Origin of the sequence: Aeribacillus composti (genome assembly GCF_007827555.1) — a bacterium.
GTDB classification, from domain to species: Bacteria; Bacillota; Bacilli; order Bacillales; family Aeribacillaceae; genus Aeribacillus; species Aeribacillus composti.
This window is the reverse complement of the sequence record NZ_VISS01000040.1, coordinates 1-23,381: the sequence shown is the minus strand read 5'-3', so window position 1 is coordinate 23,381 and position 23,381 is coordinate 1. Positions and strand designations below refer to the sequence as shown.

The following is a 23,381-nucleotide window of genomic DNA, read 5'->3' as shown; positions in this document are numbered from 1 at the left end:
ATAATTGACAAAAAGCAAATTGTTATATATAATTTAATTTGTCTTTTTGCTAATGATGTTATTGGCCCGTTGGTCAAGTGGTTAAGACACCGCCCTTTCACGGCGGTAACACGGGTTCGAATCCCGTACGGGTCACCATGGAGGATTAGCTCAGCTGGGAGAGCACTTGCCTTACAAGCAAGGGGTCGGCGGTTCGATCCCGTCATCCTCCACCATGTACTAAACAAGCTTTTCTTAAGCAAGTTTAATGAGTTTGGCATAACAATTTAAACAAAGGTAAAAACTGAGTGTGATTTAAAGTATTTATTGCGCCGGTGTAGCTCAATTGGTAGAGCAACTGACTTGTAATCAGTAGGTTGGGGGTTCGATTCCTCTCGCCGGCATTTTTAATAATCGGAGGGGTAGCGAAGTGGCTAAACGCGGCGGACTGTAAATCCGCTCCCTTAGGGTTCGGCGGTTCGAATCCGTCCCCCTCCACCATGCCGAAGAATGTTATGAAACATTGAAATCACATTAAACAACAAAATGTTGTATAAAGTGATTTTTTTATTGGTACAATATAATTAGTCAAGAGATGAATGGTGATATTGGGCTATAGCCAAGCGGTAAGGCAACGGACTTTGACTCCGTGATGCGCTGGTTCGAATCCAGCTAGCCCAGCCATTTATTATAAAAAGACAGTTCATGTCTGTTCTTTTTTTTGTAAAAATGTTAGATAGAAAGTAAGATTTAACTAGATTTTACAAAGGGCGAAGTCTCGTCGAATAAGCAGCGATTTGTCCCGACGCATCTAACATCCTCGAAAAATCAGGAAGAGGAAGGGACATCTGACAAATTTTAAAATGGATTAGAAGAAAAAAATTTTTTTATGAGCCATTAGCTCAGTCGGTAGAGCAACGAGCAAGGCTTCATCGAATAGGCGACGAGTTGTCCCGACGCATCCAGCATCCTCGAAAAATCAGGAAGAGGAAGGGACATCTGACAAATGAAAAATGGATTAGAAGAAAAAATTTTTTTATGAGCCATTAGCTCAGTCGGTAGAGCATCTGACTTTTAATCAGAGGGTCGGAGGTTCGAATCCTCCATGGCTCACCATTTGTGCGGAAGTAGTTCAGTGGTAGAACACCACCTTGCCAAGGTGGGGGTCGCGGGTTCGAGTCCCGTCTTCCGCTTTTAAATTCAATAGAGAAAATTTTGTAAAATGAGATGAACTTAATTCCTGACAAGAAATTGTCAGGATTTTTTATTTGAAATGTTACTAATCCTTCGATTATATCTAATCCTCGCTTTTGAATCTCAAAATAATGTAATAGACTATATGCAGGAGCATTCTCCTTTTTAGTCCCATAACAGCCTTTTAAATTTGGATATACCATTGAAGGCGAATTGTATTTTTCCTTTTAGTATTGGTAATGCGGTTGTTCCGAAATGGAACCATGACCTAAATGATTTTTTGTTGATTTTAAAAATTAGTCTCTTTTCCAGAAGATTGTTGCTGTAGAGGATGATTTGTGTAAAACATTTTGCATACAATGACTGCCCAGCAAAGGTTTTTACGGGTGTTGTGACGAAGTATATCGACAAACTTCTGTCTTGTTTCATTTTTTGAAATAGCACAGATCCGGATGAGGACGAATAAATTTCGACACCATTTATAAATTCAAACGGCTTAAAGGAGTTGTGATTCGATGCCTTTTATCAACGTAAAGCTGGCTAAAGGAAGAACCGCAGAACAGAAACAGCAGTTTACTGAGGCAATAACAAAAGCAGCAGCGCAAATACTAAACGTGAAAGAAGAATGGGTTACAGTAGTTTTCGATGAATATGAAAGAGATAATTGGGCTTCCGGCGGAACACTTCACTCGATAAAATTTGGGGAAGGTTTCGGGAAAATGGGAGCTGAATGAATATCCATCATCCTCTAATTCAAAGATAAAAAATGACCTCCCCAATTGGAAACGGGGAGGTGAAGTTTTTTCATTTGCCTAAAGTCGGTCAATATTTTCATCTTGGAGAAACCCAGCTTTCATCGCATAATGTTCCATCACTTGCTGAAGCCACTCCTCTTCCTCCTGTGTAAATGGAGATGCCAATTTATTTTCAATAGTTTTAATTTCAGCTTCATCTAAATTCCAGATAGCACTAATTAATTCTTTTCCGATAAATTCTAATATTGTTTTCATATATTTTTCGACTAACGCTTCTACCTCAGGATCATCGACAGGTCTTCCTGCCAATCTTTTTGTTTCTTGGGATAATTGGATGTATTCTTTGTCAAGGGAGATCATTACCTCTTCAGGCTGATCAAAAAGCTTTTCAGCTACTTCTTTTGACGTATAATGTTCTAACCATTTGCGCTGTTCTTTTTCTGTTTGTATGCTCTGAATAAGACTCATTAAAACATTGCTATCCACTTCTTTTTCTTCTTCTAAAATCGTGAGAATTCGTTTAATGGCTTTGAGCACTTCTTCAATATGTTCCTTTCGTTCTTCAAGCGCTTCTTTTTGGAACTGTAAAGTTTCCTTTAAGTTTAAATCGAAGTTGGTTTCATTAATTAACTCTTTGATTTGTTCTAAACTGTATCCTAAAAATTTAAGACTGACTATTTTTTGAAGTGTCAATACATCATGAGCAGAGTATAATCGGTGTCCAGAACGAGGATTTTTTTTCGGTTTGAGCAGTCCAATTTGATCATAATAATGCAATGTTCGGATTGTTGTTCCCGTCTTTTTAGAAAATTCGCCAATCGTAAAGTAAGACTCTTCCTTCACTTTAACATCGCCCCCAAAACACTTATCTTTATAAACCTATTGTGATCATAATACCTAACGCGGCGTGAGGTGCAACCCCTCTGAAAAAATTTGTATTGTCATTTTTCATTATGACAAGTTGGACGTTTCTTTATAAAAAGCCCAGAAATGGGAATAAGAAAGGTTTTTGCTACAAAAGGAAAAAATTTTTCTTGCAGATGAAAACATAAATTCCTAAAATTTGCTAGAATAGATTTATAAAAAAATGAAACCTTTGGGGAACGAATTCGTATCATGATGTACCCGCAACTGCGGAGGTAGAAAAATGGAAGAATTTATAAATAAAAAGATCAAACAAATTAAAAAAGGCGACCAAAATGCATTTGCAGAAGTTGTTGAATTATATAAAGATAAAATTTTTCAACTTTGTTATCGAATGCTGGGAAACGTCCATGAAGCTGAGGACATAGCACAGGAAGCATTTATAAGAGTGTATATGAACATCCATTCATTTGATATGAACAAAAAATTTTCTACATGGATTTATCGGATTGCAACCAATTTATCGATTGATCGTATTCGGAAAAAGAAGCCCGACTATTATTTAGATGCAGAAGTTGCGGGGACTGAAGGCTTAACAATGTACTCCCAAGTATCATCTGATATTGCAATGCCTGAAAAAGAAGTTGAAGCAATTGAACTGCAAGAAACGATTCAAAAAGAAATTTTAAAACTGCCGGATAAATATCGATCAGTCATCGTATTGAGATATATTGAGGAGCTATCCTTGCAAGAAATCGCAGAGATATTGGAACTTCCAGTCGGAACAGTTAAAACAAGAATACACCGGGGACGGGAGGCTTTACGCAAACAATTAAGGCATTTGTGATTGGGGTGAGTAAGATGAAATGTCCTAAGCATGTAGTGGAGATGATCCATAAGTATTTGGACGGGGATTTGCATGAGGATGAAGGCCGTGAGTTAAAAAAACACTTGCAATCTTGTGAGGATTGCAAGGCACATTATCAAGAATTGGAAAAAGCTGTAGCGTTTGTCAAGAGTATCTCACATGTTGAAGCACCGGCAGATTTTACGCAAAAGGTGTTAGAAAAACTGCCGAAAGAAAAGCGTACGGTCTCAACTAGACGCTGGTTCCGAAATCATCCTTTCTTTTCAGCCGCTGCACTATTTGTTATTCTAATGACTGGAAGTTTATTTGCTTCTTATGAAGAAAGCCAATTCAGCGTAACAAAGTATGATAATTTGGTTGTTGACAACCGTACTGTTATTGTGCCTGAAGGAGAAACGGTGAAAGGTGATATTACTGTTAAAAACGGTGATATTAAAATAGAAGGAAAAGTTGAAGGAAATGTAACGGTGATTAACGGAGACCAATATTTGGCTTCTGCCGGTCAAGTTACCGGAGAGGTTGAGGAAATAAACGAATTGTTTGAGTGGCTGTGGTATGAAGTAAAATCGACTCTGTCAGAGGTTTTTAAACAATAGGCCATCTTTAGTAGGATGGTCTATTTTTATGTTTAAGTGCATTTAGGAAAAGTTATGATATAATAAAGTGGAATTTTGATTAGAGAGATTTTCAAACCTAGAAGTTTGATTAGAATAGATCAATCGCGATTTGATGAACTATTGGAGGAAAACAATATGACCTTAGGGGATTTTTCTCTTTTGCATTACCTCATAGATGTCATTGATATTCTCCTCGTTTGGTTCGTTATCTATAAATTGATTATGGTGATTCGTGGAACGAAAGCTGTTCAGCTTTTAAAAGGAATTATCGTAATCATTATCGTTAGAGTGTTAAGCCAATATTTAGGCTTGAATACTTTGCAATGGTTAATGGACCAAGTGTTGATTTGGGGTTTTTTGGCTATCATCATTATTTTCCAGCCGGAGTTTCGCAGAGCCCTTGAGCAATTAGGAAGGGGGCGTCTATTTGCAAGGGCAGCTAGCCAGGAAGATGATGGGCAAACAAACATGACCGAAGCAATAGCAAAAGCTGTTGAGTATATGGCGAAAAGGAGAATCGGTGCTCTCATTTCGATTGAACGAAAAATAGGAATGGAGGATTATGTTGAGACCGGTATACCGCTAAATGCCCATATTTCTGCTGAACTATTAATTAATATTTTTATCCCCAATACCCCTTTACATGATGGTGCAGTTATTATACAAAAAGATCAAGTGTCCGCTGCTGCCTGTTATTTGCCGCTTTCCGAAAGCCCGTTTATATCGAAGGAGCTGGGCACACGCCATCGCGCTGCAGTGGGAATTAGTGAAGTAACCGATAGTATAACTATCATTGTTTCTGAAGAAACAGGCGGTATATCGATTGCCAAGGATGGTGAGCTGCATAGACATTTAACTCCAGAAACGTTAAAGGAGATGCTCTTGGCTGAGTTTAACCGTACGAAAGCTGCTTCCTCTAGCCGCTGGCAATGGAGGGTGAAAAAGAATGGATAAATTAATGAATAGCAACTGGTTTATGCGCATCATTGCATTGTTGCTAGCGCTCATGCTATATGCTTCAGTGAATATAGAATCGCCTGCTTCGAATAATGAAGAAAAATACAATATATTTCGGTCGCCATCCACAACCGAAACAGCTACAATTACAGATGTGCCCGTAAACGTATACTATGACGACCGTGCATTTGTTGTCACCGGTATTCCCCAAACCGTCACCGTTACGATTGAAGGGCCCAAAAGTATTGTCACTACGACAAAACAAGTCAAGGACTTTGAAATTTTTGCAGATTTAACGGATTTATCCGTTGGCACACACAGTGTCCGTTTGAAACATAAAAACTTGTCTGACCAATTGGAGGTTGACATTGATCCGGCTGTCATTACAGTAGGTATTCATGAAAAGGTATCTGAAAATTTTCCAGTTGAAGTGGATGTTATTAATAAAAACAAAATGAAGGAAGGCTACATTGCGGAGCGTCCGATTGTTAAACCGGACAGTGTAAAAATTACAGGCGCAAAAGAGCATATTGATGCTGTAGCTGTTGTGAAAGCAACAGTAAGTTTGGAAGGTGCTGATGGAACAGTTGTACAGAAGTCAAAAGTGGCAGTATACGATGCAAATGGGAACATCCTGCCTGTTACAATCGAACCGTCAGCGGTTACCGTAACAGTGCCGGTAGACAGCCCAACGAAATCGAAATCTGTACCCTTGAAAATCAAAACAACAGGAAAGCTTTCTGATGGACTGAGCATATCATCGATTCAATCGATTCCTAGCCAAGTGACAATTTATGGTCCAAAGGATGTGCTAGAGCAAATAGAGTCTATTGATGATGTATCTGTCGACTTAAGCAAAATCAAAGAAAATGCGACAGTTGAAGCTGATGTTCCGGCTCCGGATGGAGTGACAAACGTTGTCCCGAATAAAGTTCAAATTAAAATAGATATTGAAAAACGAGAAGAAAAGACGTTTAAACAGGTGCCGATCAAAGTCATCGGTTTAGGAAACGATCAGGAAATTGAATTTATTGATCCGGACACAGGAAAGCTGGATGTTGTTTTGCGAGGAAAAGACAGTGTTTTGAAAAACGTAAAAGAATCTGATATCGAATTGTATGTGAATGTTGCAGGGTTAGATGAAGGAGAACATGAAGTAAATGTGGAGGCCAAAAACCGTTACAACCTCTCGACAGTTTTATCGAGTGAAAAAGTGAAGATTCGCTTATCCAATAAAGAAAACTCGTTGGAAGAAGCAGATAATGAAAGAAGAAATCAAATAGAAGAAAATAACGATTCAGTTGAACCATCTGAACAGAAAAAGTCTGCTGAAGAAGCTTCAAATTAAGTGATATTTTTTAAAAGGAGCGATGATTCATGGGAAAATATTTCGGTACAGACGGAGTAAGAGGAGTTGCCAACAGTGAACTCACTCCTGAATTAGCGTTTAAAATAGGACGCTTTGGCGGGTACGTGTTAACAAAAGATAAAAATAGACCAAAAGTGTTGATTGGCCGGGATACCCGCATTTCAGGTCATATGCTTGAGGGTGCTTTAGTTGCCGGGCTTCTTTCCATTGGCGCCGAGGTAATGAGGCTTGGAGTCATTAGCACACCAGGTGTTGCTTATTTGACAAAGGCATTAGGAGCCGAAGCAGGCATCATGATCTCCGCTTCGCATAATCCTGTTCAAGATAACGGAATAAAATTTTTTGGCCCTGATGGTTTTAAGCTTTCCGATGAACAAGAAGAAGAAATTGAAGCGCTGCTCGATCAAGAAGAAGATAACCTTCCTAGACCGACCGGCTCTGATCTGGGGCAAGTGAGCGATTATTTTGAAGGCGTACAAAAATACTTGCAATATTTAAAACAGACGGTTGACGAAGAGTTCACTGGTTTACATATCGCTTTGGACTGTGCGCACGGAGCCACATCATCACTAGCTACACATCTTTTTGCCGACTTGGATGCAGATGTTTCGACAATCGGTGCATCTCCAAATGGTCTGAATATTAACGATGGGGTTGGGTCTACTCATCCAGAAACGTTAGCGGAATTTGTGAAAGAAAAAGAAGCAGATATAGGTTTAGCGTTTGACGGTGATGGGGACCGTTTGATTGCCATTGATGAGAACGGAAAAATTGTTGATGGGGATCAAATTATGTTTATTTGCGCCAAATATTTAAAAGAGCAGGGAATGCTGAACGGGGACACTGTTGTATCGACAGTTATGAGCAACCTAGGCTTTTATAAAGCTTTGGAGGCAAATGGACTAAAAAGCGTTCAAACCGCTGTCGGCGATCGCTATGTTGTCGAAGCGATGAAGAAAAACAACTACAATTTAGGTGGAGAGCAATCCGGACATATTATTTTTCTTGACTACAATACGACGGGTGACGGTCTTTTAACAGCGATTCAGCTTGTCAACATAATGAAGACAAAAGGCAAAAAGCTTTCTGAACTTGCGAGTGAAATGAAAAAATTCCCGCAGCTTTTGATCAATGTAAAGGTGCAGGACAAGCAGGCTGTCATGGAAAATGAAAAAGTAAAAGCTGTTATAGAAGAAGTAGAAAAAGAAATGAACGGAAATGGAAGAATTCTCGTACGTCCTTCCGGAACAGAACCGCTCGTTCGTGTAATGGCCGAAGCGCCGACGGAAGATGAATGCCAGCGGTACGTGAAAAAAATTGTGGAAGTCATCAAAGCGGAAATGGGCGTTGAATGATGAAGAGACGGGGGCTGTCCGATAAGTCTCTAAAATAAATAAGTGGAGAAAAACAATGCGTTTTTCTCCACTTGCTTTTATTTTTCGATTTTTATCTGAAAGTAGCTGGCGGATGCCGGCTACTTTCAGGAGGTTGTGGGGAGGCAAGCTCCCTTTCTTTATTGAATATTCATTGTATCGAGAAAACGCTTGAAATCATATAATACAATATGGAAAGAAAGACAGAAATGAATTGACGAACTGCTTTTCCATATTGTAATATATAAATTGTTTTAGCACATTCTAGAATAGAAAGGTGGGCAGTTAGAAAATTTTTTATTGTAAAGCGCCTGGACTAAGCAGGAGCGGACATCTGCTTAGTTGACGAGGAGGAGGTTTATCGAAGTTTCGGCGGATGCCTCCCGGTTGCCTTCCCGTACAGCCGTAAAGTCACGTCTTAAAACAAAGAGGCGACTCTTTGCACAAAAAGACTGTGACATAACGGGATACATTTTACAAAACATGTGTGAGGGGACAGAGAAGCTTTGATGGCTGGAAAGAGATCTGTCCCCAGTTGTTCAGGCTTCTTTTGTCCCCTTTAAATGGGGAGGAAACTAAAGACTATGTGCGGAATTGTAGGATATATCGGACAACAAGACTGCAAGGAAATTTTATTGCGCGGTTTGGAAAAATTAGAATACAGAGGCTACGACTCTGCAGGTATTGCAGTATTAAACGGAGAAGGAACATATGTATTTAAAGAAAAAGGACGCATTGCGGAGCTTCGTGAAGGTGTGGACGCAAGTGTTTCAGCTTCCATCGGAATTGGCCACACACGGTGGGCTACTCATGGAGCGCCTAGCAAAGAAAATGCGCATCCTCACCAAAGTGCATCCAAACGCTTTACACTTGTGCATAACGGTGTCATTGAAAACTATTTGCAAGTAAAGCGTGAGTATTTACAAAATGTTGAATTAAAAAGTGAAACGGATACGGAAGTTATTGTTCAAACAATTGAACAATTTGTCAACAAAGGTTTAAGTGTCGAAGAAGCATTTCGCCAAACATTATCCTTGTTGAAGGGATCTTATGCGATCGCTCTATTAGATGAAAATGACCGAGACGTGATCTATGTTGCGAAAAACAAAAGCCCTCTTCTTGTGGGACTTGGCGGAGACTTTAATGTTGTTGCTTCAGACGCCATGGCAATGCTGCAAGTAACAAATCAATTTGTCGAATTAATGGATAAAGAAATCGTTATTGTCACTCGTGATCAAGTGACAATCAAAAATTTAAATGGGGACGTAATAGAACGCGCTCCATATACTGCTGAACTTGATGCAAGCGACATTGAAAAAGGAACATACCCTCACTACATGTTGAAAGAAATTGATGAACAACCGCTTGTTATACGTAAAATTATTCAAAAATATCAAGACGAACACGATCAATTAAAAATTGATCAAGAAATTGTTCAAGCTGTTCATGAAGCGGACCGCATTTATATTATAGCGTGCGGAACGAGCTATCACGCAGGGCTTGTAGGAAAGCAATTAATCGAAAAATGGGCAAAAGTACCGACAGAAGTGCACGTTGCCAGTGAATTTTCATACAATATGCCGCTTTTATCAAATAATCCGCTGTTTATTTTCATTTCACAAAGCGGAGAAACGGCAGACAGCCGTGCGGTGCTTGTTCAAGTGAAGGAGCTTGGACATAAAGCATTAACTATAACGAATGTTCCGGGTTCAACTCTTTCCCGTGAGGCGGACTATACGCTGCTGCTTCATGCCGGACCTGAAATTGCGGTTGCGTCTACAAAAGCATATACAGCACAAATTGCGGTTCTTGCCATTTTAGCAGCTGTTGCAGCTGAAACAAAAGGAATCAAGCTTGAATTCAACCTATTGCAAGAGCTTGCCATTATTTCGAATGCAATGGAAACATTGTGCGGTCAAAAGGATGAAATGGAACAAATTGCTCGAGACTATCTTTTGACAGCTCGAAACTGCTTCTTTATCGGCCGTGCTGTTGACTATTACGTCTGCTTGGAAGGCGCGCTCAAATTAAAAGAAATTTCCTACATTCAAGCGGAAGGATTTGCCGGCGGCGAGTTAAAGCATGGAACCATTGCGTTAATTGAGAACGGAACACCGGTCATTGCTTTATCAACCCAAGAGCATGTAAACTTAAGCATTCGCGGAAATGTAAAAGAAGTTGTTGCCCGCGGCGCATATCCATGCGTTATTTCCATGAAAGGACTTGAAGAAGATGATGACCGTTTCATCTTGCCAAAAGTTCATGAAGATCTAACTCCGCTTGTTGCCGTCATTCCAATGCAGCTCATTGCATACTACGCTGCCCTTCACCGCGGCTGCGACGTCGACAAACCACGCAACCTAGCCAAAAGCGTAACAGTCGAATAAAGCAATTGGGCAGTGGATATGTGGCTTTGAATAAAGTCATACCGTTTATAAAAAATTGCACAGTTTTACCCCTTTAGATTATGATTGTCTAAAGGGGTGTTTTTATGTCCAAAAGAAGAACATCTAAAGCTGATTAAAGTAGATCGTGGCTCAGGTATAAGTTTTGATATTGGCACTGGTTAAACATTCAAGACGACCTTTACTAGATCGCTCTGCTCGTTTAAAGGGAATTAAAACGAATAACAGCACAGATTTAGAACGAAACCACTTTTATTTAACTGAATATTCTGATTTTCATCATTGATATTGGAGAACAGTTTCCTTTATTGCCGTTGGAAGAAACAATTGTCATTTCCAAATTGTAGTGCCCGGATTAAGCGATAGACCGTTTTCCACCCAGTAATTCCGTCTTCAGTCACTTCATTAAAACCAGCTCTACCGCCGTAGGTTTTATTCAGCCATCTTTGAACCTCTAAAACTCTTTCATCCATTCTCCTTTTCTCCTTTCTTTTCTATTAACTTACAATTCAATCTTATTTTGTTTAGAAAAGAGAAAAATATAGTAAAAATCTTTAAAAAGTCAGGAAAAAGTAAACAATTCATTTAATCTTTTTTACGGTGATTTATAAAATTTTTGTAAAGTTATTACTAGCTCAAAAAGTTTAGTTTGTTTTCTGCAAGAAAAAAATACAGAGTGTTGCAGTATATCTTTATCAAAATTTTGAATAAATATACATATATGTATGTGATCTATCCATCAAGGGCTTGACATGGATTCTCTAACGAGAAGCGTGCTTAAATGAAATGTCAGAGAAACAACGTGAAATGTTGATTTATAGGGTGATAACTTCAAAGAAGGATTTTAGGAATAGTGGAACATAATAAAAGATTGATCAAAGATGCAAATATCGAGTATAAGTAAGCAATCCGAAGATTTTTCCGAGACTTTTCCGTCAGACTTTCTTTTTCTTCTGCCTAAAATCTCTATAATCCCTTTACCGATGAGATCTCAGACTTTCTTGGTCTTTTTCCTGTGTTGTTTCTCACGGTATAGAATCGAAATTTGAAAATAAGTATTGCAAAAGAATGTTGAGACTTAAGGATCTAGATGTAACTAACGTTTAAATCCCTCATTTCAAAAGTGGAACGAATACTTCTTCTATTAATTATTCATGTAAGGTTTCAATTCCTCATAGTTAAGATAAAAACGCTCATTTTTAGTTAGTTGTGTATCGAATCTTACTGGCTTCAATTCCTCATAGTTAAGATAAAAACCGATATGCGGTGATTTTCCTGATCCGTTTCCAAATGAGCTTCAATTCCTCATAGTTAAGATAAAAACCTGTCCGCATTTTATCCAATTTTTTTGGCTTCAACGGCTTCAATTCCTCATAGTTAAGATAAAAACGATTGAGGAACCGCAAATAGTTGATGGAAATCATACTAAGCTTCAATTCCTCATAGTTAAGATAAAAACCCAGCTGTCCGTATGTACAGTCAGCTATTAAACTCTAGCTTCAATTCCTCATAGTTAAGATAAAAACCCCAAAAAACGTTGTTAAATAAGCATTTCATTTTTAATGCTTGACTGGTTATTTTTATTTTAACGAAAGGAGGAAATTTTATCAAATCTTTGATTTGCTTGGGCTCAATGAAGATTTAAAAGAGTCGTCGATCCCCGGGGATTTTTGCACGATTGGGGGTCGACGACTCTTTTTTATTTCCGTTTAAAACAGATTTCAAAGTTTGCCTGCCGACAATGAAATCCATGTTGTATCAACCATTTTACCTGACCCATCTGTTTTAATAAAGTAAACATCCGGCTCATTTTATATTCTAGGTTTATCCTTCTCATTCTTTGAAGCAAGAGTGAGACCATATTTTTAACGTTTCATTCTGGAAAAATTGGTTTAGGTCCATTCGATCGGTTCCTACGATCTAAAATAAGAACATGATCTGAAAAATGATTGGTAGTTTTTACTTAAAATTCCCTTTTTTTCTTCCTGTTTACCAAAAGTTTCATATTTTCTCTTATAATGAAACAGAAAGCTGTTCCATATGTTGGAATCCATTTCGTTTCAATCGGAGGCATGAAGGCAGTGGATGTCAAGTATATCCCTTCTGAATGGGAAAAGACGAAGAAAGGTATTGGCGATCTGGTCGGTCTCGGTGTATGGGGCAAAGGCATGATTGATAAATTAAAAGATCTAAACGATCTTCTCGAAGACGTTCAAGCAGACATCGCCAAATATGACACAGATGGTGTCATCTCTTTCACCCACACAGACCGAAAAAAACAATATCAACAATTATATGAAGATTATCTCGTCTTGCACCGCTTTAGCAGCCGTGTCGGAGAGATTGTTGACCGCACCATCGATGATCCGTTTTATCAAGAGATCGATGCTTTTGTGGAAGCGATGCGCAACTTATCCATATCAAAGATCAAAACGAAAAATCACATTGGCGCCAAAAAAACGGTCGTCGCTCCCGGAGCATACGGCACGCAACAAACAATCGACGTGCCGAAAGCGGAAGTTGGACTAGAAGATCTGTTCAGTGGCAGCAACTACTATGCTAAGTTGGTAGAACGGGAATACGCTTCATGGAAAGAACTGAACCCTAAAGCAAATTTTTCGAAACAAGAATATATACAGAAAGCATTGAATTCCCAAGCTTTCCAGTATGAATCGATCAAAGACGGGCAGATGAACAAAGAGTTTTGGGGACAAATAACGGCACTGACTGTCATAGTAGGCACTTCTTTCATTTGTCCGCCAGCAGGGATGGCATTGGGGGCAGCTTATGGTACACTAGAATTAAGTTCAGCCGTTTCCGGAAAAGACTGGATTTCAGGGAGAGAGTTGAAAACAGACGAACGAGTATTTCGTGGTGTCCTTTCTCCACTGGATATCGTCCCTGGTGTAAAGGGGCTTTCTAAATTCAGCAGCGCCGCCCGGTTCGCACCTCTTCTAGAAGCAATGGATCCCAAGCTATTTACAAGCTTGAAAGCTGGATTGCACCAGAAATCACAACGTGCCTGCGACCTGGTTGTCCATGCGGAAAACAGCATATTGGCCCGCATCAGGAGTGCCAAGGCATGGACGAAAGAAATGCCGCAGCATTTAAAAACCGGTGCGAGAAAAGGTTCGTTGCAAGTCGGTCGGTTCGTAGACAACGCCGCAACAAACTTAAGACACCTCCTGCCAAGCCGGCAAATGGGATTGGCCATAGAAGGGGTTGGGAATGTTAAGGTTCCGGTGGAGAATAAGATTCAAGCTTGGTTAAGTAAGATGGATGGGATAAATGTAGGCGGAAGTAAAGCAGGCAACGATGGCGTTGAACTTGGCACTAAGGGTACGGGAAATGTTGCGCATAATGCAACACAATATGCTAAATTAAAAACCCATTATAAGCAATGGGAGAAGTATGGAAAGGCCGGAATAAGAGAACTACCAGATGGAAGGATTAGATATTACGGTAAGATAACTCCCGCTTCAAAACCAGGTGAAATGGCAGGCCGAAGAGTAGTTAGAGAATGGAACCCTACTACTGGTCAAAAGAGAACATGGCATGAGACTGTAGACCATAATGGTAGGATTAGACAAGTTAGACCAGATACCAAATTTACTGGTGGTGTCAAGGTTCACTATCGTTTTGATAGCAATGGGAATTATATTGGAAAGTGGTGAAAAAATGAGTCAACCAACAAGAGAAGAAATAATTGATAAATTAAAAATGATTTTACTAGGAAAGCTAACACGAGAAGAAGTAGCAGATTGGGCTTCAGAATATGTGATGCAGGATGAGCCAAATATATCAGATGAAACTGTTTGGGAACTTTTACAAATTGTTTCCGGAGTTGATTTAAAAGATAGTCCAGATGAATATCTACATGTAGAACAAGACATTATAGATTGGATAAACAAGTATAGCAATTAAAAAAGTGTTAAATAACCTCGATTGGCTATAAGCCTTTCGAGGTTTTTTATTAGTTATAGTTAACCAAATATTAACTTCAGAGCCCATGATGGTTCTACCTACATGGAGTTTGGCAGATATGCATGGTAAAGCGACTAAACCATTAATACCCTTCGAGTACACTTTAAAACACGTGAGAACGCATTCTCGTGGCGAGAAAGTGGGGGTAAGCTTTTAACTGGTTGTGACAATAATAAACTGTCAAATTATTATTGTATTGTATTGTATTTTCACTAGAGACGGTCGTATAATACTCGTCATTGTTAACAAGCGTTACATAAATTGTAATTTTCGTAACGGGGGGATGTAACATTGAATGTTGTCGGGTATATACGAGTCTCGACACAGGGGCAAGCAAAAGATGGATATAGCTTGAAATACCAAGAGGAGGAAATACAAGCGTATTGCGAAAAACATGGTTGGAATTTGATACATATATTTAGAGATGAAGGAATCAGCGGGGCAAAAATTAATGAAGAAGCGTTGGAAGTGGACAGGGTGGGCTTACAAGAGATGTTAGCCCACCTTTCTTCTCTCCAAATTAAGTATGTCGTGGTGTTAAACACAAGTCGGTTGTGGCGCTCTGACATGGTGAGAGTGTTGATTCATCGAGAGTTACAGAAGTATGGGGTGGATATTAAAAGTATTGAACAGCCAAATTACAGTATCTACAAAAAAGACCCAAGTGATGTATTAGTCAATGGACTAATGGAGTTATTAGACCAATATCAGCGATTGGAAATTGCTTTAAAACTAAAGAAAGGTCGGCATAAAAAAGCAAAAGAAGGAGGATATGCCGGAGGAAGAGCGACTTTTGGTTATAGGAAGTTAAGGGGAGAAAAAGAGTTAAGAGTCGACGAGGATAAAGCCAAAGCCGTACAACGAGTGTTTGAGTTAAGAGAGCAACATCCTACATGGTCTTTTACTCGAATTGCTGATGTGTTAAACAACGAAGGGCATTTGACGACACAAGGTAAGCCCTTTACCAAAGTACAAGTGAAACGGATTTTAGACCGAAAGGACTTTTATAAAGGGATATATACCTATGGAAGCATACAGGCGAAAGGGAAACACCAAGCCATTCTTTAAAGCGGTCACTTAAAAAATACATGAAATTTCTTATATATCCGTATAGATGATACATCCATGGACAGGCTGATGTACCAATGCGCATCTAAAATGGTGAACGCTCGAACTAAGGTTGCCGCCATGGGAGTCATCATCAAACTCAATGGATTGGGGGAGGATGTATGCATCACAAACAACGGCATATTTACGTGGGGATTGATTTACATAAACACCATCATACGGCGGTTATCATCAACTGTTGGCATGAAAGATTAGGAGAGATTCAATTTGAAAATAAGCCCGCGGCTTTTACGGATTTTTTCATCAAGGTTCGTCAATTAGTACCTGAGAATATGACACTGGTCTTCGGTTTAGAGGACGTTGGTGGATACGGACGAGCATTGGCAACGTTTTTAGTTGATCATGGGCAAATGGTAAAAGAAGTGAATCCCGCTTTGTCTTATGCCGAACGTAATAGTTATCCTACGATGCAAAAAAGCGATAGCTGGGATGCGGAATGTGTAGCGAGAGTTCTTGTAAACAAACTAGATTTTTTGCCGGATGCAGAGCCAAAGGATGTATATTGGTCTATTAAACAGCTAGTCACAAGAAGAAACGCCCTTGTGAAAGCCCAAGGGGCGCTGAAAAACCAGCTTCATGTACAATTAAGCCATCATTACCCCAGCTATAAGAAATTTTTTGCGGAAGTAGACGGAAAAACAGCATTAGCATTTTGGGAAAGATATCCGTCACCATCGTGTTTAGAGGAAGTAAGGATAGATGAGCTTACTGCTTTTTTACAAGCTGTTAGCCACAACACTTGTTCAAGAAAGAAAGCAAAAGAAATACTAGAACTTGTGAAAACAGATGGAACGACCACCAAACAATACCAAGAAACACGGGATTTCCTCGTGCAAAGCATGGTGAGAGATTTGCGCTTTAAAAAGCAGGAAATGGCATTGGTCGAAGGAGAACTAAGAAAATTAATGAAATTACTCGATTACCAACTGGAGACAATGCCGGGGATTGATGTAGTGACAGCATCCGCCTTGGTTGCCGAGATTGGAGATATTCAGCGTTTTCCAAATGCCAATAAACTTGCTCGTTATGCGGGAATTGCGCCTGTGCATTTTGGCTCTGGAGGAAAAGGAAAAGACCACAAAAGCAAACAAGGCAATCGAACGTTACATGCGTTATTTTATCAATTAGCGATACAACAAATACAAGTGGCAAAAGAAAGTAAAAAGCCAAGAAATCCTATATTTTATGAATACTACCAACGCAAGCGAAAGGAAGGCAAAACAAAAGGACAAGCGTTGGTTTGTATCATGAGAAGGCTGGTAAATATTATTTATGGCATGATGAAGCATAAAACGGCTTATCAATTGCCGAATATAACAGAGCGAAAGGTAATTTAATAGGTGGTCTTTTTTTATAATAGCTTTTAAGATTACTACATAGGGTACGGGTAATACTTCTAAAAAGGTAAGCTATGGAGAGCATTATACAAAAGTTGATGGTAAGAAAGCATTGAAACCTAATATTGAATATACAACCAAAGAAGGTTACCATTATAAAACTGATGGTAATGGAAGAATATCAAGTGTAGAAGCTAAGTTGCAACTTGGTAAAGCTGACCGGAATCCGTATGCACAAAGGACAGTTGGTAGGGAAGATAGATTATCAAATGATGATGGAGGACATTTGATAGCTAGTATTTTCAAAGGTTCAGGTGAAATTGACAATCTAGTACCGATGAATGCTAAATTAAATAGGAGTGAGTATAAATCGTTAGAAAACGCATGGAAAAAGGCGTTACAAGAAGGTAAAGAAGTAATAATTAATGTGAAACCCATATATGAGGGAAATTCAGTTAGACCAAGTGAATTTAAAATCAATTACACTATAGATGGAAAAAAATATTCAGATAGATTAACAAATTATACAGGAGGTAATTAAGTTGGAAACTAAAAAAATGGAGCAAATATATCAAAAAATTGCGAACACATTAGTTAAGATGATTCCAGAAGATTGGAGTAAGATTTATTTGTATGCTGAGTTAAGAGAAGGTTATAAAAAAGTTTTTTTCTACTATTATCCTGAAAATGGAGTGAAACCAGTGTATAGTCTTGACATAAATGATTTATTTTATGTCAATGAAGAAGAGTATGATGGGTTAGAAAATGATTTGTATAACTGTTTTTCTAAGTTACGTGAAGAATTTATAGAACAAGACCAAGAACCGTGGACAAACCTAACTTTCATTTTAGATAACACAGGTAAAATGAAGATAAATTATGGATATGAGGATATTTCTCACCTTTCTCCTGTAGAAAAACAAGAAAAATGGGAAGCTGAATATTTAAAGTAGAGCATTCTACTAATATGAAGTTTGAAATGCTTAGTTGAATAAGCATTTCAAACTTTTTTAAGGTATGCAATCTAAAAAGAAAGTTTTTAAATTGGGCAGAATGATGCCCCTTTAAAAGTCAAAAACTCATGAAGGCTGTACCATCATAGAGTTTTGTTTTAATACTAGGGTAAGATAATAAGAACGAGAATTAGGCGAGATGACATTTTTTAGACAGGAATTGTTATGACATTGCATAAGCAACAAATGAACGAGAGCGAACAAGTTCGAGGGTTTAAACATAACACTTGTCAAGAAATAAAAAAGATGTCATACTGTCGATATAGAGTACATTAAACTTAAAACCTTAAAGAGATTGATAAATTTAGATAACGAATAAACTTAAAGCACTTGATTGCCTATTACAGGCGACAAGTGCTTTTTGCATTTTCGTATGAAATGTTTAAAAACGTCATATTTGAATTAAAAACTTATGAAGGCTGTACCATCATGGAGTTTTGTTTTAATACTTAGGTAGGGTGAGAAAAACGAGAAATAGACGAGATGACATTTTACATAGGAGAGATAGTTATGACATGGCATAGCTAACAAACTAACGAGAATGACAAAGCTCGTGGCGATAAACAAGGGGGAACGTAAAAAGGTGTTCGAAGACAGCGCTGGCCAATAAATTTTGGGTTGTATTTTTAATTGAGACGGTCGTATAATACTCGCTATTCGTTTAAAAAGCGTTACACAAATTAAAATTTATGTAACGGGAGGGTGAAAAGTTGAACGTTGTCGGGTATATACGAGTCTCTACACAAGGGCAAGCGAAAGACGGATACAGTTTAAAATATCAAGAAGAGGAAATCAAAGCATACTGTGAAGAGAATAGCTTGAACTTGGTACATATTTTTAGAGATGAAGGAATCAGTGGCGCAAAACTAAACGAAGAAGCACTAGAAATCGATAGGGTGAGCTTACAGGAGATGTTGGCTCATCTTGCGTCTACACAAATACAGTATGTGGTAGTGCTAAACACAAGTCGATTTGGCGGTCAGATATTGTAAAAGTACTGATTCAACGAGAACTGAAAAAATATGGTTGTGATATTAAAAGCATTGAACAGCCGTTTTACAGTATTCATAAAAAAGCCCCAAATGATTTCTTAGTAAATGGTTTGATGGAATTGTTAGACCAATATCAACGGCTTGAAATAGCACTCAAACTAACGAAAGGAAGAAATAAAAAAGCAAGGGAAGGAGGATATGCAGGAGGTCGGGTAACATTTGGTTACACTAAGCAAAAAGGCGAAAAGGAACTCAAGATACATAATGTTCAAGCAGAAGCAGTGAAATGAGTATTTGAGCTTAAGTAAAGATATAAGCATTGGTCTTTGTCTAGACTGGCAGAAGCATTAAATGACGAAGGTTATCGAACAACAAAAGGTAAACGATTTACGAAAGTACAAGTGAAACGGATTTTAGATCGAGAAAGATTTTATCAAGGGATTTACACATACGGACAAATACAAGCAAATGGTAAACATCAAGCAATAATTTAACAAATGAATTTAAAAAAAGTGCACATTTTCTTATAGGTTACCATGTAACGTTGAAAATGGATAGGCTTTCGTACCAATGCGCACCAGAAGGTGAACGCTCGAACTAAGGTTGCCGGCATTTTCATCTAATGATTGACAACTGAATCGGAGGATGAGCGATGCACAAAAAGCAGAGGTACTTGTATGTGGGTGTTGACTTACATAAACAGCATCACACGGCTGTCATCATGAACTGTTGGCAGGAGAAGCTTAGGGAAATACAGATTGAAAACAAGCCATCTGCTTTCTCTACGTTTTTATTAGAAGTGAATCAGCTCGCTGGTGAACAGTTAACACCTGTGTTTGGATTAGAAGATGTGGGAGGATATGGTCGAGCATTAGCGAAATATTTAATGGATCATGAACAAATCGTGAAAGAAGTGAATCCGGCTTTGTCGTTCGCCGAACGGAAAAGTCACATGACGACACAAAAAAGTGATAGCTGGGATGCAGAATGTGTGGCACGCATACTCGTCAACAAACTAGACCATTTACCAGATGCAAAACCGAATGACTTATATTGGTCAATACAGCAATTGGTGACAAGAAGAAATGCATTAGTCAAAGCACAAAGTGCTTTAAAAAATCAACTGCACATTCAATTGAGTTACCACTATCCAAGCTACAAAAAGTTTTTCTCAGAGGTGGATGGAAAAACGGCATTAGCATTTTGGGAACGATACCCGTCACCTTCATGTTTAGACGGAGTAAGTGTGAAACAGTTGACATGCTTTTTATTAGATGTCAGTCATAATACATGTTCAGTAAACAAAGCAAACGAAATACTAAAGCTTGTGAAAGAAGATGGACATACAATGAAAGAACATCAAGATACACGAGACTTTCTCGTGAGAAACATCGTGCAAGAGATTTCGTTTATAAAGCAGGGAATCGGCAAGGTGGAAAGAAAATTAAAAGAGTTAATGAGTTTACTAGATTTTCAATTAGAAACGATGCCGGGCATCGACCTCGTCACAGCATCTGGATTTATAGCAGAAATAGGTGACATCAGACGCTTTCCCAATGCTAACAAATTAGCACGATTTGCGGGGATTGCACCTGTTTACTTTGGTTCTGGTGGGAAAGGTAAGGAACAAAAAAGCAAACAGGGAAATCGGACGCTACACACTTTATTTTACAATCTAGCCGTACAGCAAGTACAAGTGGCAAAAGGAAGTAAATTGAAGAGGAACCCTGTGTTCCATGCTTACTACCAACGCAAGCTTAAAGAAGGGAAAACAAAGGGACAAGCATTGGTGTGTATCATGAGAAGACTTGTGAATATTATCTACGGCATGATGAAGCACAAAACAGCTTATCAAATGCCAAAAATGAAAGGGAATGAAGTAGTTTAATAAGGGTTTAGATAGGTTGTTTTTTATTTTTAACTTTTAAGATTACAACATAGGGTACGGGTAATGTTAGACCGTATGATGTCGTACCGTATCGTCCAAGCAATGCACCACTAGAAAATCACCATGGTATATTAGATGTCTGGGCTAAGCATAATGTACCAAACTATGTAAGTAGAGGTGCTGATACCCCTACAGTTGCTTTGACAAAAGCACAACATGATGTCACAAAAGCAGTATATAGACAATGGTTATACGAAAAAACCGGTAAAAACGTTGGAGGAAAAGTAGATTGGAAAACAGTTTCGCCGAGAGAAATGCAACAATTAACAGAGAGAATGTTCGATGCTGCTGGTGTTCCCCAGTCTGCTAGAAGAGGGTATTATCGTGCATTTCATCAATATATTTATCGGGAGTAGTGAAGAAAAATGAGGATTGAGAATTTAATTAATAAAATAAAAAGTTTAGGGGATTGTGTAGTTTATCCTCCAGCTGGTATTCCAAATGTGAGTACATCGCATATTTTACCTGATGATGTGTATAAGTTTTATGAGTTATGTGGGGGGGCGCTTTTATTTGAAAAGGCTGATTATTCCATTTTAATAGTCCCTCCTCAGGATTTTCAGTTAGCTAACCCTATTATTGTAGGGGAGTTATGTGAAGAAGATATTTCATCCGATTGGTATATCTGTGCAACGGATAGAAATGGAGAGTACATTACGATTGATTTGAATCCGGGTAGGCTCGGTAGGTGCTATGACAGCTTTTATGATAGGCATGGGGTGGTAGGAGAGTGTTCTATTATAGCGACTTCTTTTACCGATTTATTAGAACGATTGATAGAAAATAGAGGTAGACATTGGTACTGGCTACAAGAAGATTTTATACCGTTAGGTGATGCTTACGATGATTTTTAAAGCCATTTTTGAGAAAGGATGCTTCTCAGGATTCCTCCCCGGATTTAAAAAATTATATAAGGTATTTAACAATAAATTGAAAACCTTGACTGGCTATATGCCTTTCAAGGTTCTTTTTATTATTAATGGTTTCACTTAACAAGCAGGAAATGGCATTGGTCGAAGGAGAACTAAGAAAATTAATGAAATTACTCGATTACCAACTGGAGACAATGCCGGGGATTGATGTAGTGACAGCATCCGCCTTGGTTGCCGAGATTGGAGATATTCAGCGTTTTCCAAATGCCAATAAACTTGCTCGTTATGCGGGAATTGCGCCTGTACATTTTAGCTCTGGAGGAAAAGGAAAAGACCACAAAAGCAAACAAGGCAATCGAAAGTTACATGCGTTATTTTATCAATTAGCGATACAACAAATACAAGTGGCAAAAGAAAGTAAAAAGCCAAGAAATCCTGTATTTTATGAATACTACCAACGCAAGCGAAAGGAAGGCAAAACAAAAGGACAAGCGTTGGTTTGTATCATGAGAAGGCTTGTGAACGTTATATATGGCATGATGAAGAATAAAACGGCTTATCAATTGCCGAATATAACAGAGCGAAAGGTAATTTAATAGGTGGTCTTTTTTTATAATAGCTTTTAAGATTACTACATAGGGTACGGGTAAAGTTAAGCTATTGCCTTCTTCTAAAGTACATGATGCAATAGGGAAACTTAACAGTAATCAGATAAAGCATATTATAAATGGAAGTAAAAAATCTAATCATCAATGGGAAAAACTTGTGCCTGATAAGAATTGGGGGAAAATAAAAGAAATTATCATCGATGTAATACATAATGGTGCAGATATACCTTATAAATCTGTTTCTTCTAGAGTTAAAATGGTTAATGGACAATTGGTACAGGTGACATACAAAAAACTACCTGATGGAACAATAAGAATATCTGATGCGTGGGTGAAATAACTATGAAGGAAAAGATAAAGCAATTAATAACATCGGGTGATTTTCAAAAAGCAAAAGAATATATTGAGAATGAAGATAGAAATACTTTAGAGCAAGTTGTTCTTGAATTAGGATTTGATGAAGAGAGTATAAGTGCTTATTCATTTGTCTGTTATTTGATAAATAATAATGAGACTGCATATTATCATTACTTAGCTTCAGAGTTATTAAGTACTGCATTGTGCCATTTACCAGACGCTTACGCAAGTGCATTATACCATGCTAAAAGAGCAGTTGAATTAAGCCCTGAAGATGTTAGTTTGAAAGAACATTTGTTGTTATTCCATGACATTCCAGAAAAGTTAATTAGTAAAGAAGAAGCTAAAGCAATTGCTCAAGAAATATTAAAGATAATGCCAAATAGCGAAGCTGCAAAAAATGTGTTACACAATGCATAAATTTAAAGACCTTGAAAGAGTATTAAAAAGCCAAAATATAAAAATCAAGTTGCTCAGCGTGGATGGACTAAAGAAAGTATAGCTAAAACAATAAACAATCCATACAAAACTGCTAAATCGGTAAACAAATATACAGGAAACTCAGTAACTGTATACTATAAAGATAAGATACACTATGTTGCAGTAGATGATGGTACAGGGAAAGTAATACAGGTTTCGGATTTAAATAAATCAAATTGGGTATTTGTGTAAATTATCATTTTATCTCCGCATAAAAAGCCTTCTTTTTTGCAAATTCCTTCGGGATGTTCTTCTCCCCTTTTCTGAAAGAGTGTGCTAAA

General features: G+C 38.2%; 20 protein-coding genes, 7 tRNA genes, 4 pseudogenes and 1 CRISPR repeat array. Of the genes and pseudogenes, 29 read left to right on the top strand and 2 right to left on the bottom strand.

The genetic code is table 11. The features are described 5' to 3' along the window. Nucleotides 1-63 precede the first annotated feature (63 nt). The 8 genes from FB379_RS16725 to FB379_RS16690 all read left to right on the top strand — a co-directional run bounded on the left by FB379_RS16725 (nt 64) and on the right by FB379_RS16690 (nt 1,907). Nucleotides 64-138, top strand: a tRNA-Glu gene (locus FB379_RS16725). A gap of 1 nt (nt 139) precedes the next feature. Continuing rightward, nucleotides 140-215, top strand: a tRNA-Val gene (locus FB379_RS16720). A 95-nt stretch (nt 216-310) separates the two neighbouring features. Next, nucleotides 311-383, top strand: a tRNA-Thr gene (locus FB379_RS16715). A 12-nt stretch (nt 384-395) separates the two neighbouring features. After that, nucleotides 396-480, top strand: a tRNA-Tyr gene (locus FB379_RS16710). Nucleotides 481-588: 108 nt separating this feature from the next. Then, nucleotides 589-663: transfer RNA gene (locus tag FB379_RS16705), tRNA-Gln, on the top strand. A 356-nt stretch (nt 664-1,019) separates the two neighbouring features. After that, a tRNA-Lys gene (locus FB379_RS16700) sits at nt 1,020-1,095 on the top strand. A 5-nt stretch (nt 1,096-1,100) separates the two neighbouring features. After that, nucleotides 1,101-1,172 (top strand) — tRNA-Gly (locus FB379_RS16695). A 516-nt stretch (nt 1,173-1,688) separates the two neighbouring features. Next, nucleotides 1,689-1,907 carry a tautomerase family protein gene (locus tag FB379_RS16690; protein WP_066251730.1) on the top strand — a complete coding sequence of 73 codons (219 nt, stop codon included), beginning with the start codon at nt 1,689-1,691 and terminating at the stop codon, nt 1,905-1,907. Nucleotides 1,908-1,985: 78 nt separating this feature from the next. On the opposite strand, the gene FB379_RS16685 is transcribed toward FB379_RS16690, so the two are convergent. Continuing rightward, nucleotides 1,986-2,771, bottom strand: a complete 786-nt coding sequence (locus FB379_RS16685) for a MerR family transcriptional regulator (RefSeq protein ID WP_144598451.1) — start codon at nt 2,769-2,771, stop codon at nt 1,986-1,988. A gap of 304 nt (nt 2,772-3,075) precedes the next feature. Between FB379_RS16685 and sigW the strand changes: the two genes are divergently transcribed. The 7 genes and pseudogenes from sigW to FB379_RS19330 all read left to right on the top strand — a co-directional run. After that, the gene (gene sigW, locus FB379_RS16680) at nt 3,076-3,639 is read left to right on the top strand and encodes an RNA polymerase sigma factor SigW (RefSeq protein ID WP_144598450.1); all 564 of its coding nucleotides are present in this window, start codon (nt 3,076-3,078) and stop codon (nt 3,637-3,639) included. A gap of 14 nt (nt 3,640-3,653) precedes the next feature. Continuing rightward, the gene (locus FB379_RS16675) at nt 3,654-4,256 is read left to right on the top strand and encodes an anti-sigma factor family protein (protein WP_063388713.1); all 603 of its coding nucleotides are present in this window, start codon (nt 3,654-3,656) and stop codon (nt 4,254-4,256) included. 156 nt (nt 4,257-4,412) lie between these two features. Then, complete coding sequence (gene cdaA, locus FB379_RS16670; protein WP_063388714.1) at nt 4,413-5,231, top strand: diadenylate cyclase CdaA; 819 nt, start codon at nt 4,413-4,415, stop codon at nt 5,229-5,231. Continuing rightward, a complete protein-coding gene (locus FB379_RS16665; RefSeq protein WP_144598449.1) occupies nt 5,224-6,582 on the top strand; it encodes a CdaR family protein in 1,359 nt (452 codons plus the stop codon). The genes cdaA and FB379_RS16665 overlap by 8 nt, the downstream gene beginning before the upstream one ends. A 29-nt stretch (nt 6,583-6,611) precedes the next feature. After that, nucleotides 6,612-7,958 (top strand): phosphoglucosamine mutase, encoded by a 1,347-nt coding sequence (gene glmM, locus FB379_RS16660; RefSeq protein WP_063388716.1) that lies wholly within the window; start codon nt 6,612-6,614, stop codon nt 7,956-7,958. A 602-nt stretch (nt 7,959-8,560) separates the two neighbouring features. Continuing rightward, nucleotides 8,561-10,363, top strand: a complete 1,803-nt coding sequence (glmS, locus tag FB379_RS16655; RefSeq protein WP_144598448.1) for a glutamine--fructose-6-phosphate transaminase (isomerizing) — start codon at nt 8,561-8,563, stop codon at nt 10,361-10,363. Nucleotides 10,364-10,459: 96 nt separating this feature from the next. After that, nucleotides 10,460-10,719, top strand: a pseudogene (locus FB379_RS19330) (hypothetical protein); the annotation flags it as partial. Here the strand turns inward: FB379_RS19330 and FB379_RS18500 are convergent. Next, nucleotides 10,687-10,854, bottom strand: coding sequence for a hypothetical protein (locus FB379_RS18500; RefSeq protein WP_158640214.1), 168 nt, complete (start codon nt 10,852-10,854; stop codon nt 10,687-10,689). The pseudogene FB379_RS19330 and the gene FB379_RS18500 overlap by 33 nt on opposite strands. 688 nt (nt 10,855-11,542) lie before the next feature. Further along, nucleotides 11,543-11,907: a CRISPR direct-repeat array (repeat unit 30 nt; unit sequence GCTTCAATTCCTCATAGTTAAGATAAAAAC). 492 nt (nt 11,908-12,399) lie between these two features. Between FB379_RS18500 and FB379_RS16645 the strand changes: the two genes are divergently transcribed. The 14 genes and pseudogenes from FB379_RS16645 to FB379_RS19325 all read left to right on the top strand — a co-directional run bounded on the left by FB379_RS16645 (nt 12,400) and on the right by FB379_RS19325 (nt 23,292). Continuing rightward, the gene (locus FB379_RS16645; RefSeq protein ID WP_144598447.1) at nt 12,400-14,055 is read left to right on the top strand and encodes a hypothetical protein; all 1,656 of its coding nucleotides are present in this window, start codon (nt 12,400-12,402) and stop codon (nt 14,053-14,055) included. Between the two features lie 4 nt (nt 14,056-14,059). After that, nucleotides 14,060-14,305, top strand: a complete 246-nt coding sequence (locus FB379_RS16640; RefSeq protein ID WP_144598446.1) for a DNA-binding protein — start codon at nt 14,060-14,062, stop codon at nt 14,303-14,305. Between the two features lie 351 nt (nt 14,306-14,656). Then, complete coding sequence (locus FB379_RS16635) at nt 14,657-15,433, top strand: recombinase family protein (RefSeq protein ID WP_144598445.1); 777 nt, start codon at nt 14,657-14,659, stop codon at nt 15,431-15,433. A 161-nt stretch (nt 15,434-15,594) separates the two neighbouring features. Next, a complete protein-coding gene (locus FB379_RS16630) occupies nt 15,595-16,830 on the top strand; it encodes an IS110 family RNA-guided transposase (protein ID WP_144598444.1) in 1,236 nt (411 codons plus the stop codon). Nucleotides 16,831-16,942: 112 nt separating this feature from the next. After that, nucleotides 16,943-17,371, top strand: coding sequence for a DNA/RNA non-specific endonuclease (locus tag FB379_RS16625; protein WP_144598443.1), 429 nt, complete (start codon nt 16,943-16,945; stop codon nt 17,369-17,371). A gap of 1 nt (nt 17,372) precedes the next feature. Continuing rightward, nucleotides 17,373-17,783: an immunity protein YezG family protein gene (locus FB379_RS16620; RefSeq protein WP_144598442.1), complete on the top strand. Its 411-nt coding sequence runs from the start codon at nt 17,373-17,375 to the stop codon at nt 17,781-17,783. A 770-nt stretch (nt 17,784-18,553) separates the two neighbouring features. Then, nucleotides 18,554-19,329 (top strand): annotated as a pseudogene (locus FB379_RS16615) (recombinase family protein). Nucleotides 19,330-19,487: 158 nt separating this feature from the next. After that, nucleotides 19,488-20,723: an IS110 family RNA-guided transposase gene (locus tag FB379_RS16610; RefSeq protein WP_144598441.1), complete on the top strand. Its 1,236-nt coding sequence runs from the start codon at nt 19,488-19,490 to the stop codon at nt 20,721-20,723. Between the two features lie 65 nt (nt 20,724-20,788). After that, nucleotides 20,789-21,139 (top strand): annotated as a pseudogene (locus tag FB379_RS16605) (pre-toxin TG domain-containing protein); the annotation flags it as partial. A 9-nt stretch (nt 21,140-21,148) separates the two neighbouring features. Beyond that, complete coding sequence (locus FB379_RS16600; protein WP_144598439.1) at nt 21,149-21,637, top strand: SMI1/KNR4 family protein; 489 nt, start codon at nt 21,149-21,151, stop codon at nt 21,635-21,637. 140 nt (nt 21,638-21,777) lie between these two features. Continuing rightward, nucleotides 21,778-22,251, top strand: a pseudogene (locus FB379_RS16595) (transposase); the annotation flags it as partial. 64 nt (nt 22,252-22,315) lie between these two features. After that, nucleotides 22,316-22,603, top strand: coding sequence for a polymorphic toxin type 35 domain-containing protein (locus FB379_RS16590; protein WP_144598438.1), 288 nt, complete (start codon nt 22,316-22,318; stop codon nt 22,601-22,603). A 2-nt stretch (nt 22,604-22,605) separates the two neighbouring features. Further along, the gene (locus tag FB379_RS16585) at nt 22,606-23,040 is read left to right on the top strand and encodes a hypothetical protein (protein WP_013876273.1); all 435 of its coding nucleotides are present in this window, start codon (nt 22,606-22,608) and stop codon (nt 23,038-23,040) included. A 21-nt stretch (nt 23,041-23,061) separates the two neighbouring features. Next, entirely contained in the window at nt 23,062-23,292 is a 231-nt protein-coding gene (locus tag FB379_RS19325) for a colicin E5-related ribonuclease (protein WP_144598458.1), read from the top strand. Nucleotides 23,293-23,381: the final 89 nt, after the last annotated feature.

Coding starts and splice junctions, on each gene's coding strand:
- FB379_RS16690 (WP_066251730.1), top strand. CDS start 1,689: ATGCCTTTTATCAACGTAAAGCTGGCTAAAGGAAGAACCGCAGAACAG.
- sigW (WP_144598450.1), top strand. CDS start 3,076: ATGGAAGAATTTATAAATAAAAAGATCAAACAAATTAAAAAAGGCGAC.
- FB379_RS16675 (WP_063388713.1), top strand. CDS start 3,654: ATGAAATGTCCTAAGCATGTAGTGGAGATGATCCATAAGTATTTGGAC.
- cdaA (WP_063388714.1), top strand. CDS start 4,413: ATGACCTTAGGGGATTTTTCTCTTTTGCATTACCTCATAGATGTCATT.
- FB379_RS16665 (WP_144598449.1), top strand. CDS start 5,224: ATGGATAAATTAATGAATAGCAACTGGTTTATGCGCATCATTGCATTG.
- glmM (WP_063388716.1), top strand. CDS start 6,612: ATGGGAAAATATTTCGGTACAGACGGAGTAAGAGGAGTTGCCAACAGT.
- glmS (WP_144598448.1), top strand. CDS start 8,561: ATGTGCGGAATTGTAGGATATATCGGACAACAAGACTGCAAGGAAATT.
- FB379_RS18500 (WP_158640214.1), bottom strand. CDS start 10,854: ATGGATGAAAGAGTTTTAGAGGTTCAAAGATGGCTGAATAAAACCTAC.
- FB379_RS16645 (WP_144598447.1), top strand. CDS start 12,400: ATGAAACAGAAAGCTGTTCCATATGTTGGAATCCATTTCGTTTCAATC.
- FB379_RS16640 (WP_144598446.1), top strand. CDS start 14,060: ATGAGTCAACCAACAAGAGAAGAAATAATTGATAAATTAAAAATGATT.
- FB379_RS16630 (WP_144598444.1), top strand. CDS start 15,595: ATGCATCACAAACAACGGCATATTTACGTGGGGATTGATTTACATAAA.
- FB379_RS16610 (WP_144598441.1), top strand. CDS start 19,488: ATGCACAAAAAGCAGAGGTACTTGTATGTGGGTGTTGACTTACATAAA.
- FB379_RS16600 (WP_144598439.1), top strand. CDS start 21,149: ATGAGGATTGAGAATTTAATTAATAAAATAAAAAGTTTAGGGGATTGT.
- FB379_RS16585 (WP_013876273.1), top strand. CDS start 22,606: ATGAAGGAAAAGATAAAGCAATTAATAACATCGGGTGATTTTCAAAAA.